The sequence below is a fragment of the Photorhabdus sp. RM96S genome (assembly GCF_042879335.1).
In the GTDB taxonomy this organism is placed as follows: Bacteria; Pseudomonadota; Gammaproteobacteria; order Enterobacterales; family Enterobacteriaceae; genus Photorhabdus; species Photorhabdus kayaii.
Window position 1 is genome coordinate 21803 of record NZ_JBHFKT010000047.1, and the last position, 13855, is coordinate 35657.

Annotated in this window: 14 protein-coding genes and 3 pseudogenes; 11 read left to right on the forward strand and 6 right to left on the reverse strand. The window is 42.4% G+C overall.

Annotation, left to right across the window (positions count from 1 at the left end; translation table 11 throughout):
* Nucleotides 1–101 precede the first annotated feature (101 nt).
* From abgT to ACGF49_RS21160, 9 genes and pseudogenes are all read left to right on the forward strand, one after another.
* Complete coding sequence (abgT, locus tag ACGF49_RS21120; protein WP_165578424.1) at nt 102–1628, forward strand: p-aminobenzoyl-glutamate transporter; 1527 nt, start codon at nt 102–104, stop codon at nt 1626–1628.
* 97 nt (nt 1629–1725) lie between these two features.
* On the forward strand, nt 1726–1896 hold the full coding sequence (locus ACGF49_RS21125) for a hypothetical protein (RefSeq protein ID WP_350388533.1): 171 nt from the start codon (nt 1726–1728) through the stop codon (nt 1894–1896).
* A 9-nt stretch (nt 1897–1905) separates the two neighbouring features.
* A complete protein-coding gene (locus ACGF49_RS21130) occupies nt 1906–2583 on the forward strand; it encodes a PAS domain-containing protein (RefSeq protein WP_350388532.1) in 678 nt (225 codons plus the stop codon).
* Nucleotides 2584–2841: 258 nt separating this feature from the next.
* Nucleotides 2842–3534: a PAS domain-containing protein gene (locus ACGF49_RS21135; protein WP_387492635.1), complete on the forward strand. Its 693-nt coding sequence runs from the start codon at nt 2842–2844 to the stop codon at nt 3532–3534.
* A gap of 53 nt (nt 3535–3587) precedes the next feature.
* Nucleotides 3588–4268, forward strand: a complete 681-nt coding sequence (locus ACGF49_RS21140) for a helix-turn-helix transcriptional regulator (RefSeq protein WP_387492637.1) — start codon at nt 3588–3590, stop codon at nt 4266–4268.
* Nucleotides 4269–4681: 413 nt separating this feature from the next.
* A pseudogene (gene tnpA, locus ACGF49_RS21145) lies at nt 4682–5029 on the forward strand (IS200/IS605 family transposase); the annotation flags it as partial.
* A 518-nt stretch (nt 5030–5547) separates the two neighbouring features.
* A complete protein-coding gene (locus ACGF49_RS21150) occupies nt 5548–6540 on the forward strand; it encodes a tyrosine-type recombinase/integrase (RefSeq protein ID WP_387492640.1) in 993 nt (330 codons plus the stop codon).
* Between the two features lie 2 nt (nt 6541–6542).
* Entirely contained in the window at nt 6543–7118 is a 576-nt protein-coding gene (locus ACGF49_RS21155; RefSeq protein ID WP_387492643.1) for a 3'-5' exonuclease, read from the forward strand.
* Entirely contained in the window at nt 7115–7255 is a 141-nt protein-coding gene (locus ACGF49_RS21160) for a hypothetical protein (protein WP_387492646.1), read from the forward strand. The genes ACGF49_RS21155 and ACGF49_RS21160 overlap by 4 nt, the downstream gene beginning before the upstream one ends.
* Before the next feature lie 353 nt (nt 7256–7608).
* Here the strand turns inward: ACGF49_RS21160 and ACGF49_RS21165 are convergent, their stop codons facing one another.
* Complete coding sequence (locus ACGF49_RS21165) at nt 7609–7821, reverse strand: hypothetical protein (protein ID WP_387492649.1); 213 nt, start codon at nt 7819–7821, stop codon at nt 7609–7611.
* An 86-nt stretch (nt 7822–7907) separates the two neighbouring features.
* Here ACGF49_RS21165 and ACGF49_RS21170 point away from each other — a divergent pair, with 86 nt between their 5' ends.
* A complete protein-coding gene (locus ACGF49_RS21170) occupies nt 7908–8207 on the forward strand; it encodes a 2OG-Fe(II) oxygenase family protein (RefSeq protein ID WP_387492652.1) in 300 nt (99 codons plus the stop codon).
* Between the two features lie 590 nt (nt 8208–8797).
* Nucleotides 8798–9838: a DNA-binding protein gene (locus ACGF49_RS21175; RefSeq protein ID WP_387492655.1), complete on the forward strand. Its 1041-nt coding sequence runs from the start codon at nt 8798–8800 to the stop codon at nt 9836–9838.
* Between the two features lie 188 nt (nt 9839–10026).
* Here the strand turns inward: ACGF49_RS21175 and ACGF49_RS21180 are convergent, their stop codons facing one another.
* The 5 genes and pseudogenes from ACGF49_RS21180 to ACGF49_RS21200 form a co-directional block, all read right to left on the reverse strand.
* On the reverse strand, nt 10027–10461 hold the full coding sequence (locus ACGF49_RS21180) for a hypothetical protein (RefSeq protein ID WP_387492658.1): 435 nt from the start codon (nt 10459–10461) through the stop codon (nt 10027–10029).
* A gap of 718 nt (nt 10462–11179) precedes the next feature.
* Nucleotides 11180–11596: a hypothetical protein gene (locus ACGF49_RS21185; protein ID WP_387492661.1), complete on the reverse strand. Its 417-nt coding sequence runs from the start codon at nt 11594–11596 to the stop codon at nt 11180–11182.
* Nucleotides 11597–11846: 250 nt separating this feature from the next.
* A pseudogene (locus ACGF49_RS21190) lies at nt 11847–12119 on the reverse strand (helix-turn-helix domain-containing protein); the annotation flags it as partial.
* 249 nt (nt 12120–12368) lie between these two features.
* Nucleotides 12369–13388 carry an IS110 family transposase gene (locus ACGF49_RS21195; protein ID WP_387492664.1) on the reverse strand — a complete coding sequence of 340 codons (1020 nt, stop codon included), beginning with the start codon at nt 13386–13388 and terminating at the stop codon, nt 12369–12371.
* 231 nt (nt 13389–13619) lie between these two features.
* Nucleotides 13620–13855 (reverse strand): annotated as a pseudogene (locus tag ACGF49_RS21200) (group II intron reverse transcriptase/maturase); the annotation flags it as partial.

A 13855-nucleotide genomic window follows, 5' to 3' on the forward strand; every position in this document is an offset into this window, starting at 1 on the left:
CGATAAATACTGGCTTGCTTACAGCGGCAAGCTAGCAGCTAGCGTTCAGTCATTTACATAATCAAAAAATAATAACGACAGCAAACACAAAGGAAAAAATCATGAGTGAAACAACTATCCCTGTAAATAAGAGCCCAGGACGTATTCTTGGTTGGATCGAAAGAGTTGGAAATAAAATTCCGAATCCTTTTATTTTATTTATCTATTTAATAGCTGTTTTAATGATAGCGACTGCTATTTTGTCTTGGTTTGACTTGGCCGTAAAAAACCCTACAAATGGAGAGTTCATTAGAGTTAAAAACTTACTTAGCGCCGAAGGATTACAGTGGATCCTGCCTAATATCGTTAAAAATTTCAGTAACTTCACACCACTTGGAGCAATATTAGCTTTGGTCATTGGTGCAGGGCTGGCAGAAAAAGTCGGTCTGTTACAAACCCTGATGTATAAAATGGCTTCTGGTATTAATAAACGTTACGCCAGCTATATGGTGCTATTTATTGCCTTTTTTAGCCATATTTCTTCGGATGCCGCACTTGTTGTCATGCCTCCATTAGGTGCGCTAATTTTTATTGCGGTTGGTCGCCACCCCGTTGCTGGCCTACTGGCCGCTATTGCTGGTGTTGCTTCAGGATTTACGGCGAACTTATTGATTGTCACTACCGATGTGCTGTTATCTGGTATCAGTACTGAAGCGGTTAAAATGCTTGATCCCAACTTACACGTCAGTGTCATCGATAACTGGTATTTTATGGCAACATCAGTGATTGTACTGACGATTGCAGGCGCTATCTTAACGGATAAATTTGTTGAGCCACGCCTTCCAGCATGGAAAGGAAGTCACAATGAGAAGTTAGCAAAGCTCACGCCACAACAAAATCGCGGGCTGCTAATGAGCGGTCTATCTGCACTAATTTTCATCGGTATTGTTGCGTTGCTAGTTGTTCCCGAAAATGCACTACTGCGTGATCCACAGACTGGCTCAATCATTCCATCGCCATTCATAAAAGGGATCGTGCCAGTCATTATTTTGTTTTTCTTCGTGGTTTCGATTACATATGGCGTTTCCACAAAACAGATAAAAAAGTCTAATGATATTCCAGACTTACTCGTTGATCCCATGAAAAACATGGCTGGCTTCATTATAATGGTCTTCCCTCTGGCTCAATTTGTTGCCTTCTTTAACTGGAGCAACATGGGCAAATTTATGGCGGTAGGGCTAACCGATATGCTAGAAGCCTTGGGTATGACAGGTGTTCCTGCCTTCATTGGATTAATGTTTTTATCTGCCTTTTTGTGTATGTTCATCGCAAGTGGTTCTGCCATTTGGTCGATTCTGGCACCTATTTTTGTTCCCATGTTTGTCCTGCTTGGCTTTCACCCTGCCTTTGCACAGATCATCTTCCGTATTTCTGATTCCGCAGTATTACCGTTGGCACCGATGTCACCTTTTCTACCGCTTTTTTTGGGGTTTCTTCAACGGTACTATAAGGGGGCTCAGCTAGGTACTTATTACACGTTGGTATTACCTTATCCGCTGGTGTTTTTTGCCGTTTGGATATTGCTGCTTATAGGTTGGTATTTTGCTGGATTGCCCATTGGGCCAGGTATTTACCCTACATTGCTGTAACCACCATAAAGGAGGAAGAGTGGTGGTCGAATGAAAGCGTCATTAAATGCACTTTCTATATCTGAACCCAACAGGGTGGCAAAAATGAATCGCTTTTTTGCCGATTGTTGAAATGTTTTTCTATACCCTATGGATTTCAAGATGCTTCGCGACGGTAAGGGAGAGAATCCCCGGGAGCATAGATAACGATGTGACCGGGGTGAGCGAGTGCAGCCAACAAAGAGGCAACTTGAAGGATAACGGGTATATTTATATTCAACCTTATTGAAGGTCATATATGAGTCAAATCACCCCTCAGTTAACAAATATGTGGGACAAAAGTCATGAATCATGGTTTGTAAAAGATAAGAAGCTTCGTTTTATATATGCCAATAAAGAATTTGTTAAATTAAGTAAGTTACCTGAAGACTCTGATATCATGGGATATTCTGTTAAAGAATTATCGACGCCATTTAATTATCTTGCTCACTTTTTTGAAGAACATGATCGTAAAGTCTTACAGTCTATGCAACGAGTATCATCTATTATTGTGGCTCATCTTAAAAGCAATGGTCAACAGCTTAATCCTTGTCTCTGTGAAAAATACCCATTGATGGATGAAAAGAATCAATGTATTGGAATAATTTGTCACATTAAAAGAATAAATCATTTTTCAGTACATCATTATATTAAAAATGATACAACTATATCTGTTAAGCTTAGACCACCTAATAATATATTGACAGAAAAAGAATGGATAGTGATCTTTTTATTCTGCCGTGGAATCAGTAATCAATGTATCGCTAATGAAATGAAAATTTCATGTCGTACTTTGGAAAAGTATTTCCAAAGTATCTATGAGAAATTATTAATCGGATCAATTATTGAGTTGAAACTGTTTTGCGAAAAAAATCATTATGATCTTTATATTCCACCAAAATACTTTAAATCTATGAGCCATTTTTTTCTGGATTAAGAGTGAACACTGGGAGCCTTAATAAATTATTATGTGCGTGCAATTTTTAACTGGAAAAATAAATCACTTAAATAATCTTCAATAAAAAACAATATTTTTTCTTATATTGTTTGGTATTTATAATACCATAATAAAATTAATAAACATACAGTCTTTGGCTGGATAATTGTTATGCTACATTATATAGTTAAATTATTTTTTGTATCATCAGAAAACAATTCATTCAGATAATGACTAAATGATAATTAAGGAGTTACTATGTCAAATATAAGAAAAAAAACCAATCATATTACGCCACAATTAACGCTGATGTGGGATAAAAGCGATGAACCTTGGGGAGCCAGAGATCGCGAATCAAGATTTATTTATGCTAACCCTGCTTTTTATCAACTGCTCAACCTTCCTGAATATTTCGATATTATAGGGCTATCTATGGGGGAATTATCCTTGCCTATTGCCGAATATGCAGAAGAATTCCATCGTCAGGACCAAAAAACCATTCAAACTATGCAACGCGTCACTTCACTGGAAACACATCAGTTTGGGGAGCATAACATTAAACAAACTTATATTTGTGATAAATTTCCACTTTATGATGAGAATAATGATTGTATTGGGATCTTCTTTCATATGTATAAAACTCAAGATTTTTCTGTTTCGTACTATTATGAAAAAACTCCTCCGGCAACACTGGCATTCACCCCACCTAATGACACACTGACGCAATTTGAATGGGAGGTTCTCTTTCTAACTCTGTGTTCATTAGATGAAGAGAAAATTAGTGAAGAATTAATGATAAGTTCCGAAGATGTGATTAATCATATCCAATCAATTTACCAAAAATTCAATTTTCCTTTACATGCAGAATTAAAAGATTTCTGTAAAGAAAATAAACTTGATCTTTATATTCCAGCAAGATTTGTCACTATTGGCAGTAGAGAGTTAAATTGATTATAAAATATCAAGAATCTAACTTTAAGGCTAGCGAAAAAAGGAGTAGTAACATGGATAATAAACTAATTATTTCACCTCAAGTCATTAATACAATGAAGCAAAGTAATGAGCCTTGGGGGATCAAAGATAAAAATTCATGCTTTATTTATGGCAATAAGGCACTTAAACATCTTGAAAACCTTCCTGCCTCATTTGATTACGAAGGGTGGTATGATTATGAACTTCCTTGGAGTGGCGCTGAGTTTGCAAAAGAATTCGTTCTTCATGATCAAAGTGTAATGAAGAACAAAGAAAGAGTATGTTCGCTTGAAACACATATGTTCGGGAATGATAAATTCTTGTCATCTTATTTTTGTGAGAAATATCCATTCTATAATGATGAATACGAATGTGTAGGCACATTACTTCATTGCTATAAAGTCGAAGATTTCTCATTTACCCGTTTGTTTCGTGGAAAACTGCCAGCGTCAATATTATTTCAACCGCCGACAGATTTATTTACTAAGCGGGAGTGGGATGTTATTTTCCTCTTGTTAGAAAAATATACCGGTAAGCAAATCGGTAGAATGTTAAATATTTCCTATCGTACTGTTGAAAACCATATTTCGCGTATATACAAACGGATTGGTGTCCACTCTAGTTATCAATTGGAAGAATATTGTCGCACAAATGATTATGATCTCTATGTACCAGAAAGATTTGTACATCCAGAAAGTAGAATATTTCTTTAATTCATAAATTACAAAATTTTTACTCTTTTTATTCTGTATGGGGTTGTACGCCTGACAATGGCATTCGGTTAAACTCTTGCCGAGGCATCAAAAGAATTCCATCGGGTTCTGGGACGCATAGATTTTCGTGGATAGTGCCTCCCAGGCCTCACCTGTATCCTCGTTCAACAAGAGTAGTGGCAAGAATATATTCACCATTTCGGTCAATATGCTTTATTAGTCTTAACGTTAAGCATGGGAATTCTGAAAGAAGGTTTCTCTTTCTAAGATCTGACTTTACCGCTTCCGATGGCGTATAACTAACAATAAGATCATCTGAATTACTGTCAGAAAAATCTCTAATAGTCTTATTCCTGTTTCCCTCCTGTACTCTAAATACGGCATTCAGATTGTTTTGCATTACTTGATATAAGCTGATAGGTGAAGTAGCAATACGGGTGCGCGAGTTAGTTCGTCAGACATGTGAAGCATTTGAAATCAGGATATTAAAAGGGGTCGTGAGCAAAGATCATGTTCACATACTGGTGAGTAGTCCCCCGACATTATCTCCCTCAGAAATCATGAGGAGACTGAAGGGAAGGACAGCGAGTAAGTTGTTTGAAGAGTTTTCGCATCTAAAGAAACGCTACTGGGGTCAGCATTTTTGGGGCAGAGGCTATTTTTGTGCGACGGTGGGTCAGTTAACGGAAGAGATGATAAAGGCTTATCTGGAGCATCATTTTGAACCAAACCCGGATGATAACTTCAGGATGGACAATTGACGCATCGTTCAGCCGATGCGTATCCGGACTTTCAGTCCGTTAATCACTAACCCACCGACTTTAGTCGGTGGTTGTTGAGTTCCTCCGGCTTAACCTGGTTGGCCGCAAGGAACTTGGAAACTTCGTTATAGATTACGCTGTCTGGCGCGGCCATTTCTTAAATACCGGCCATCAGATCTTCAAGGCTCTTATACATATTATTTCTCGCACCTGCACATGATGTGTTCACTATCGTTCGTAAGCGTTTTTTCAGCAAGTATGTTCCAGCGCAACATTTTATACCATTCCATCTCGATCTGTAAAATTATCGTATTACAGTAATTATCATAATTACTGTAACGGAGTTGCTGGTTTTCTTGTTTTTGCTCTACTTATGAAAATGTACCTTTGCAAAAGTAGAGTTTCTGACATAATAAGGGGACCTCAATCCCCCTGTTTTGATGGAGCCGCATCCGTGGAGGGGGGGGGGAAATATACGGCTCGTAACCTTTGGTATCAGGGAGATAGCTTTATTCGGTATGAAAAATGGCAATAACTGCACCGGCAGTACAATAGTTCTGTCAGAACAATCCCCCATGAGTGAGTTGGCTGCCAGTTCAACTGCCCTGAACCAGATCCAAGATAACCCAGCCGTTGCATATCTGATCAGTCTCGGTTCGAAGCGTAGCAGGCAAGCGATGGGGTATTTTCTCAATATCATTGCTCGTATGATTGGGTATCAGGACCTTGGGGACTGTGCCTGGAGTGCGCTGAGACGACACCACGTTCAGGCGGTTCTTGAAATGCTGCGGGATGCCGGGAAGGCTCCGGCCACAATCAATACTTACCTGTCGGCGCTTAAAGGGGTTGCCCTTGAAGCATGGACCATGAAACAGCTCGATACCGACAGTTTTCAACATATTAAACAGGTGCGATCAGTTAAAGGTTCCCGTCTGCCAAAAGGTCGGGCACTGGATAAGAAAGAGATAAGGGCGTTGTTTTTCACATGTGAAACTGATCGCAGTTCAAGAGGACTCAGAGATGCCGCCATCATGGGTGTGCTTTTGGGATGTGGGCTGCGACGCTCGGAAGTCGTTGCGCTGAGTTATGAAAACATTATTTGTCGTGAGCAGGCATTAAAAGTACGGGGTAAAGGTAATAAGGAACGCCTTTCTTACATGCCTGCCAGTACTTGGGAACGACTGATGAAATGGGTAGAGGAAGTCCGGGGAGACTACCCTGGACCGCTTTTCCCTCGGATTCGTCGCTTCGATGATGTCACTAACAATCGGATGTCAGACCAGGCGATTTATCATATTCTTGATACCCGGCGAGTCGAAGCCGGCCTAGATAAATTTGCGCCACATGATTTGCGCAGGACGTTCGCCTCCGCCCTACTCGACAACGGAGAGGATCTAATCACAGTGAAAGATGCGATGGGACACGCCAGTGTTGCGACAACACAGAAATATGACCGGCGCGGGGATGAGCGTTTAAAGAAGGCCAGCCAACGGCTCGACATAATGGACTGAGCATGAAAGAAAACCAACTTGAACAAGCAAGAACGGAAGCGATAGCGGCTGATAAGTGTTTTTCAAAAGGCCGGCTCCGAGACGAATTTAGGATGAAACCAAAGCCAGACGCGGAGCCTGTTGCGTTCTACAAAAACGGCTATGGTGGAAAACTTGGAGTGTACCGGATTGCTGACTGTTTGCCGATGCGAGCCAGATGCAGCTCACCCACCACGGTTAAGCAAGCTCGGGCTCAGGCCATTCTGTCGCTCAGAGCAAAGATGGGAAGCAACCTCGCAAAAGCTTCGGCGTTAGCTGGCGACTGGCTGGGTCTGGCTCCTCTCGTGCTCGATACTGAGACCACTGGCCTTGGGCATGACGCCCAGGTGATTGAATTGGCAGTAACCGACATAAGCGGTGACGTCCTCCTTAATACCAGGTTGCGGTCAACGATCAGGATTGAGCCTGAGGCGACGGATGTTCATGGTATACACGATGTAGACCTGATAGCTGAACCCACATGGCCGAAGGTAGCTCCGTTACTTTCTCAGATCCTGCTGTCTCGCCATGTGGTGATATTCAAGACAGCCGTCTTTTGAAGCAAACTGCTGCGGCATTTGGCGATGAGTTCTCTTGGTGGGATGACAGTAAATCGCTCTATGCAATGATGCTTGCGGCTGACGCCTTTGCCTTTGGCCCAACGAATCGATATGGCACCATCTCTTTGATGGCATGATGATCATTTTCTTATGGCAAAAATTACGGCATTTCCTACCCCGGCGGGATTGGGTTTCCCCAAAATCATGCTTAATGATTTTGAATTTGATGCCGGAGACCGTTTTATCTACGAGTACAACTTTTTCAAGCCCTAGCTTCATGACATCCGTATTGAAGCTATTCTCACCAATTCTAATCTGAAATCCCCTTTTTGTTTGGCCGGGAATAGAATGCCTGGGGCAACATTAGCGGATGAAAATGCTAAGACACTATCATTATTTAACTCGATTATTCATGCTGATGAAACGACTGTTGGGTCTACCCCCATATATGATCCTTGGTTCATTGATGACTGTTGCCTTTTGGGTATGGTCAATCGCGGTCGAGAAGGATGTTGATTAGCTCTGGGTCATCATCGAAGTAGCCTTTCTCTCCGAAACCAAATTCATCCTCAAGGAGAGTGCACACATTGATCGACGCTTGGCGTGTATCGCCCTTTACTGCTCTGATAACGGTCTCAATCTGTTGCCGCAGTGTCGGCGCTTGCAACTCGCCCTGGACCAAGTTTTCCGATGTAGGTGCCATTGCATTCCGCTCCTGGCTATATTTTGGGTATGCCTAACTTGGCTATCATCCCACAAATAGCCAAAAACTCCAAGCGGCAATGTAAATTGACTAGCTCCCAGCCTTTTCTTCAGGTCATAGGAAGACTTTTTGGGCGTTCGGTTCGTCCAAGTAAACAATTTTTCCTGCCGCAGGTTTACATATTTCCTGAAAATTATCGTGGCCTGCCACCGCATACTGATGCATCGGACAAACGAGATTTAGCAATGATATTTTATATTGCTCAGGGATGGGATGAAGAGTGTGGCGGAGAGTTGCGCGTACTGAATAGTGATAAATCGCCTTATCTGGTTTTTCCACCGGTTTATAACTCTATGAGCTGTATGGAATTATTTGAAAAATCATAGCACGAAGTTTTACCCGTCAAATCCAGCTGGATAAGAAAAACCCTAATTATTGATTATCTTTAAAAACATGGGGGTGATTTACCTCCATCAGATTTAACGAACTAGGGGCTTCGGTGCCGGTTACCCAGATATTATATTAATATTATTAGTACAATATAATAGGATATAAACATATTATATAAAGAGAAAACAAAACAATATGATTCAACGGTCAGCAGAACAGAAACGCGCGGATTGGCACAAATTTTATACATACGAAAAGCAGTTTCTTGAATATGTCACTGACAACAGCATCTATCTCCACAGCATAGAATAAAGTTGTCAGAAAGATTTGTTCAGTATTATTCACATGTTAATCCTACCTCAGCTACAGTTCTGGCTTGACCTTTAACGCTTCCACGTAGAGCAAGACTCGTTCCGACTAGATAGTTTCCGAAGTGTTGGGTACCTTTGCAGGCGTGACGTTACACCGTAACTTTTTCTATCTTTTCTTCGGTAAGGCAGGTTTCAATTCTATACTTGTCATTGCAATATTTATGATAATTATGATAATTATCATAAATATTGCAATTCCAGAAAGGAGTATCACTATGGCCCATAAGCTTATTGAAGCTATAGACGTTGCCGAGGCAGCAAAAGAACTGGTTGATGCAGGTAAGCGCCCAACAGTCATTGCCATCAGAGCTCTGCTTAAAAAGGGGAGTTACACTACTATCTCTAACCACCTCAAACAGTGGGCAAAAGAAAACCCCTTCGAAGATGAGCCTGTAGAAGTTGTTTTGCCAGAGTCAGTAGTCAGTGATGCTGAGCTTTTTCTCCGGAAGATTTACTTGGTTGTAAAGGCCAGAGCTGATGAGCAATTGGAACAGGAACGGGAAGTTCTTCGGCAAAGGGAGGCGGAGTTTCATGAAGACATGCAACAAGCTGTTGACGTGGCTGATGAAGCCACGGAACGAGTTGAGTTGCTAGAGGAACAGCTTGAAGAGCTGAGCAAAAAGAAGGCCGAAACTGATGCTTCGCTTGTTCAGGCCGACAAGTCCCTGTCGCTCAAGTCAGCCGAGCTAGAGCGATTGTACACTGACGCGGAAAAGCAGGAAAAGCACCTGGCTGAATTGGAGGCAAAGTTAGAGATTAAGACCACTGAACTCATTCGCGCCCAAGATCAGTTTGAACAGACAAAAGAGAAAAATAGCTCCTTAAGCCAAAAATTTGCAACTATAGAAGATGAATTGGCGGTGCAAAAAAGCAAAAATATTCAGCAGAACGAGAAGCTTCGATCCATGCAGGAACAGAACACCAGCCTTAAGGAGCAGCTCGAAAAAACGCAGGCCAAATTAACTGAAAATCAAGACTCCCTTGTTGCTGCCAAAGCTCATGGTGATGCCGCAAACAGAGAATGCCAACGCCTGACTGCTGAACGCGAAAAACAGGAAGGAAAACTCTCCGGTACCGAAGCAGACATCCGCAATCTGGTGCAAGAGAAAGGTGTCATGGCAGGTCAAATACAGGAAAAAGACCAACACGCCAAACAACTTGAGAAAAAATACGGTGATGCCCTTACCAAAATCTCCAAGCTAGAGCATGATCTCGCGAAGATCAGTAAAAAAAGCAAAGTTGGCAAGGAGGAGTAAAAGTAAAGGGATGAGTACTGTCCTGGTTACAACGTGTTCCACATTGCTAAGCTGGAGCACGACTACTAAGTTTATCGATACAACTGTAAAACACCCTCAAATAATCGGCTTTGGCCGCCTTAATGAGGGTAACCATCCCATTAAGTGTGGGACACTTATGCGGCAAAGGAACTAGTATAATAGGATAGTTACCTATTATACTTTAAAAATTCAAAATCGGTACTTACTGGTAGTTCAAGTCTTATAGCAATTTTCTCAAGTAAGTCAGCTCTTGGCTTCTTTGGGGTTGTTTTAAATACTCTGCAATCACTGTTGCCAACAAGAATAAATCCAAAGCTAATTTTTTTAGTATATTCTTCAGCATCAGTAGCTATTCCTGCCGTATATTGTCTTCCAGTTTTTCTCCGGGCAGTTATAGTTTTTGCGGTAAAGTGTTTGAAAAACTCTTGTCCGCTTACGCTTAGACACACAACTGAAATAAAACCTGGTCCGAAGTTTCTTTGCTCAATACTCGTTCTGGCACTCGCGAAACCCACTTTTTTTAATTTGGTTTCGTCTTTCTCTGTTAATGAAATTATATCATCTCTTTGTTTCTTCTCACCTAGTAACAGTATTTCCCGCAAAACCACGTCTTTAATGGGGCTTAATACAATAGATTGATAGGCGGTGTTTATAGATAAGCCAATACGATCAGCATATGAATAATACTGTACAAACCTAGCTGGTAGCTTTAACTTCTTGTTATCTTGTATGGCGTTTAAGTATAACTCACGAAGCTCTCTAATCTGCGACTCTAGCTTTTGTTCGTCACCGTGATGATAACCGATCCAACGTATCCAGCGTGGGGGTTTTTCTAATATTGCAGTCTGGGTGGTTATAATTGGGGTCAGTTTGGATATAGAAAATTATTGTACGGTAAGCCTGTTCAAAAAACAGGCTTACCTATAGCAATAGGGTGTACTCTTGCGCTATACGGCGTTTTCAGAGGATTTTGTCTAATCGGATAACCTAAACAATCCCTTACGTACCTCGATTGGTTAAAAAATGCGCTTAACGTACAAAAATTTCCGATCTCCAAACTCACCCCTTATTCACATATTTGGCGGTAGTCAAGCGAAAAATAAAGGATACTCCCAGAGTGTAAGAATATGTCTTATACTATAGAATATTAATTAATGATCTAAAGTTTCGCTGTCTACTCTTCGTCTCCTTTGTTACCGCCGGACACGCAAGACTCGCTACGTAGTGAGCTAGCTACCCTTCTACAGTGGGACTTTCACCCACAAGATCAGTGCAGCTTTGCCCAGCGCACTGGAAAAACCCCCAAAGACCGTTAAAAAGCTATTCGACGTGCAGGCTAGGTCTGAAGGTGCGAAACAGGAATTGGTAGAGGTCTATATCTTTTACAGCCCAATGATTACGAAAAAATTCATAATGGCTTAACATGTCAAGTGACTTACAATTCGCGTAAATCATGCTGTTGAGCATTGAAGGAACGTTCATATCCAAAGTGTATTCAAAAGATATATCCTTCCCAACAACTGTCGCACTATTTATTTTTCCAACATAAGCTAATTCTTTCCCTGTACCTTCTTGCATAAAGAGACAGGGAAGACGTATTAGTCGATCCAGAACTGGTTTACCATCCTGCTTGAACTGATCAGAAACGTGTTTATGGGTGTGCTCAAATACTCGGACAACGGCTATTGTTTCTATGTTATAGCGCCAATCGAATGGTAGCATAATGAGATTGAACATATCTCCTCCAGATTTTTTACATGAAATACATTTAGTCGGTCCTGAGAAATTTACCATAGGGAATGAATAGAGATTAGGCTAAAAAGAGCTATTCAGCAGATGCTATATTCATCTCTTTTGGTCTAGAAACATTCACGACTGGAAGATTGGGTAACGGGGGAGCGGTTGAGTAAACCCGCCAGTTACCCAGACGGGTCTACTCAATCCAAACCACTTTATCAATATTTTTATTCATCGTTATCTTCTCGTTTCATGATGAAGCCAGTATTTTATAAACCGTCGAACGACCTATTTTCAATTGCCTTGCGATCTCAGTCGCACCTATTCCTTGGTTGCGTAGGACGCGAACTTTTCCCCTGTCCACTGTCTGCTTACGCCCAAATTTGACCCCTTTGTCCTTGGCTTCTAAACGGCCTTCATTTGTACGCTCAAGTATCCTCTGTCGTTCAGCTTGGGCTACGGCTGACAGGATGGTAACTACCATTTTACCCATAGTGCCTATATGAACGCATCCCGTTTGCAAGACAAAAACCACGCTGACATCGACGGTAGGTTGCAGCTCTATATCCGGCCTTATTGCAGCCAAAACTGCGGGCCTCGATGTAATCCGCTGGCTTGCTCCTCATTCTCCTGACGAGCTTTATGCTCAAGGAACTATTCAGGTTTAGCAAGTCACGGTCTTACCTGTCTTTGTCATCGTTACCCTTGCCTCAGCAATCTTTCTGCATTCATCCTTGTTGTGTTACAAGTTAAAGTTGACCAGTGAAGCGCCTTAGTAAGGCCTAACACTGACGTAATCTTTTTGGTAGTCCCGTTGATGGGCAACCAGTGCCCAAACGGTACGAGCCAGCTTATTAGCCATGCCTACTATCGCTACACAGGCTGGGCGTCGTTCTTTCAGTTCTGTCACCCACGGCGACGGGGTTTTCGTGAGTAAGGTGGCTGCTCTAGCACCGTGAATAAACAGGGTTCTCAAGTAGGTATCTCCCCGTTTACTGATGCCCAGTAATTTGACCCTGCCTCCCGTTCCCGTTTGTTTCGGCACCAGGCCCAAATAGGCCGAAAATTCCCTGCCCGACCGAAACCCGCTGGGATCGCCCATCGTCGCGATGGCGGCTGTGGCAATTAAGACACCGACTCCGGGAATTTTCATAATTCGCTGACAATCAGCATTCTGCTTTGCCCACGCCGTCAGTTGTTTTTCCACCTGGTCAATTTGTTCATCGATTTCGTCCAAACGACGGTATTGTTCTTCAAGGAGTCCAAGCAGGAACGGAGCTAGTTTTTCCCTTAGCCGCTCAAGCACCTCCGGCATCGCTTTATCCAGTGAGGCTCTTCCCTTATGCACGGTTTCACCAAATTCCAGCAGTAAGCCATGCAACGCATTGATTTGCGAGGTTCTGAATTTCACTAGCTGGTAGCGCATCCGGTGTAACGACAAAATGGCCTGTTGTTCTTCGTTTTTGACGGCGACCGATTTACCGGGTTGCTGAACGGCCAGCCAAATAGCCCGGGCATCCTGAACATCGTTTTTGTTTCCCATCCGAAACGCTTTGACAAATTTAGCCTGAAGCAAACGGACTTCATGCCCCAGCTTTCTTAGCTCCCGTGCCCAATAATGCGCACCGCCACAGGCTTCCATGCCAATCAGGCAAGGCTCACGGTTACTGGAGAACGTTAAAAAGTCATTTCGCCTCAGTTGCTTATCAATGAGTTCACCGGTGTATTCATCAACAAAATGAATCTGCATCAAATGTTTTGCAATATCGACGCCAAAAGGTGTATGTTTCATGAGTGGATCCTCCAGTCATCAGGGAGCAACAGGCTCCCGCTTTTAGGCACTATAAGGCCGGAAATCTGTGAGGATCCACGCCTCATCTCTCAATTCCAGCACGGTACCAAAGGCCAAGTGGTTGGGATGGGTGAGTAGACCTATCCGGTCACCCAGATAGGCCCCTCCTCAGAACCGGACGTGCGGAACTACCGCATCCGGCTCCCGACAGATCCGTGTCCCACCACATATTCAGCGAGAACTGAACATTGAATGCGTTTTCCAGCGAGATGGATAACCCAGCATTTTCAGGATCAGATTCAGCTTTTTCCACGTCAGTCGGCGACGCCCACCTTGACGGTTGAACCATCTGTAGATTATTCGCGTACTTTGGTAGATAAACTGCCCGACTCGTCTCTGGTTGTCAGATATGCCGTGATAATTTATCCAGCCTCTGATCACCCTGATGACGATATTCAGGGTAAGCC

Bases quoted from the DNA above. Each gene is read 5' to 3' on its own strand.
- abgT (WP_165578424.1), top strand. From the start codon at position 102: ATGAGTGAAACAACTATCCCTGTAAATAAGAGCCCAGGACGTATTCTT.
- ACGF49_RS21195 (WP_387492664.1), bottom strand. From the start codon at position 13,388: ATGAAACATACACCTTTTGGCGTCGATATTGCAAAACATTTGATGCAG.
- ACGF49_RS21155 (WP_387492643.1), top strand. From the start codon at position 6,543: ATGAAAGAAAACCAACTTGAACAAGCAAGAACGGAAGCGATAGCGGCT.
- ACGF49_RS21140 (WP_387492637.1), top strand. From the start codon at position 3,588: ATGGATAATAAACTAATTATTTCACCTCAAGTCATTAATACAATGAAG.
- ACGF49_RS21185 (WP_387492661.1), bottom strand. From the start codon at position 11,596: ATGTTCAATCTCATTATGCTACCATTCGATTGGCGCTATAACATAGAA.
- ACGF49_RS21175 (WP_387492655.1), top strand. From the start codon at position 8,798: ATGGCCCATAAGCTTATTGAAGCTATAGACGTTGCCGAGGCAGCAAAA.
- ACGF49_RS21130 (WP_350388532.1), top strand. From the start codon at position 1,906: ATGAGTCAAATCACCCCTCAGTTAACAAATATGTGGGACAAAAGTCAT.
- ACGF49_RS21135 (WP_387492635.1), top strand. From the start codon at position 2,842: ATGTCAAATATAAGAAAAAAAACCAATCATATTACGCCACAATTAACG.
- ACGF49_RS21150 (WP_387492640.1), top strand. From the start codon at position 5,548: ATGAAAAATGGCAATAACTGCACCGGCAGTACAATAGTTCTGTCAGAA.
- ACGF49_RS21165 (WP_387492649.1), bottom strand. From the start codon at position 7,821: ATGGCACCTACATCGGAAAACTTGGTCCAGGGCGAGTTGCAAGCGCCG.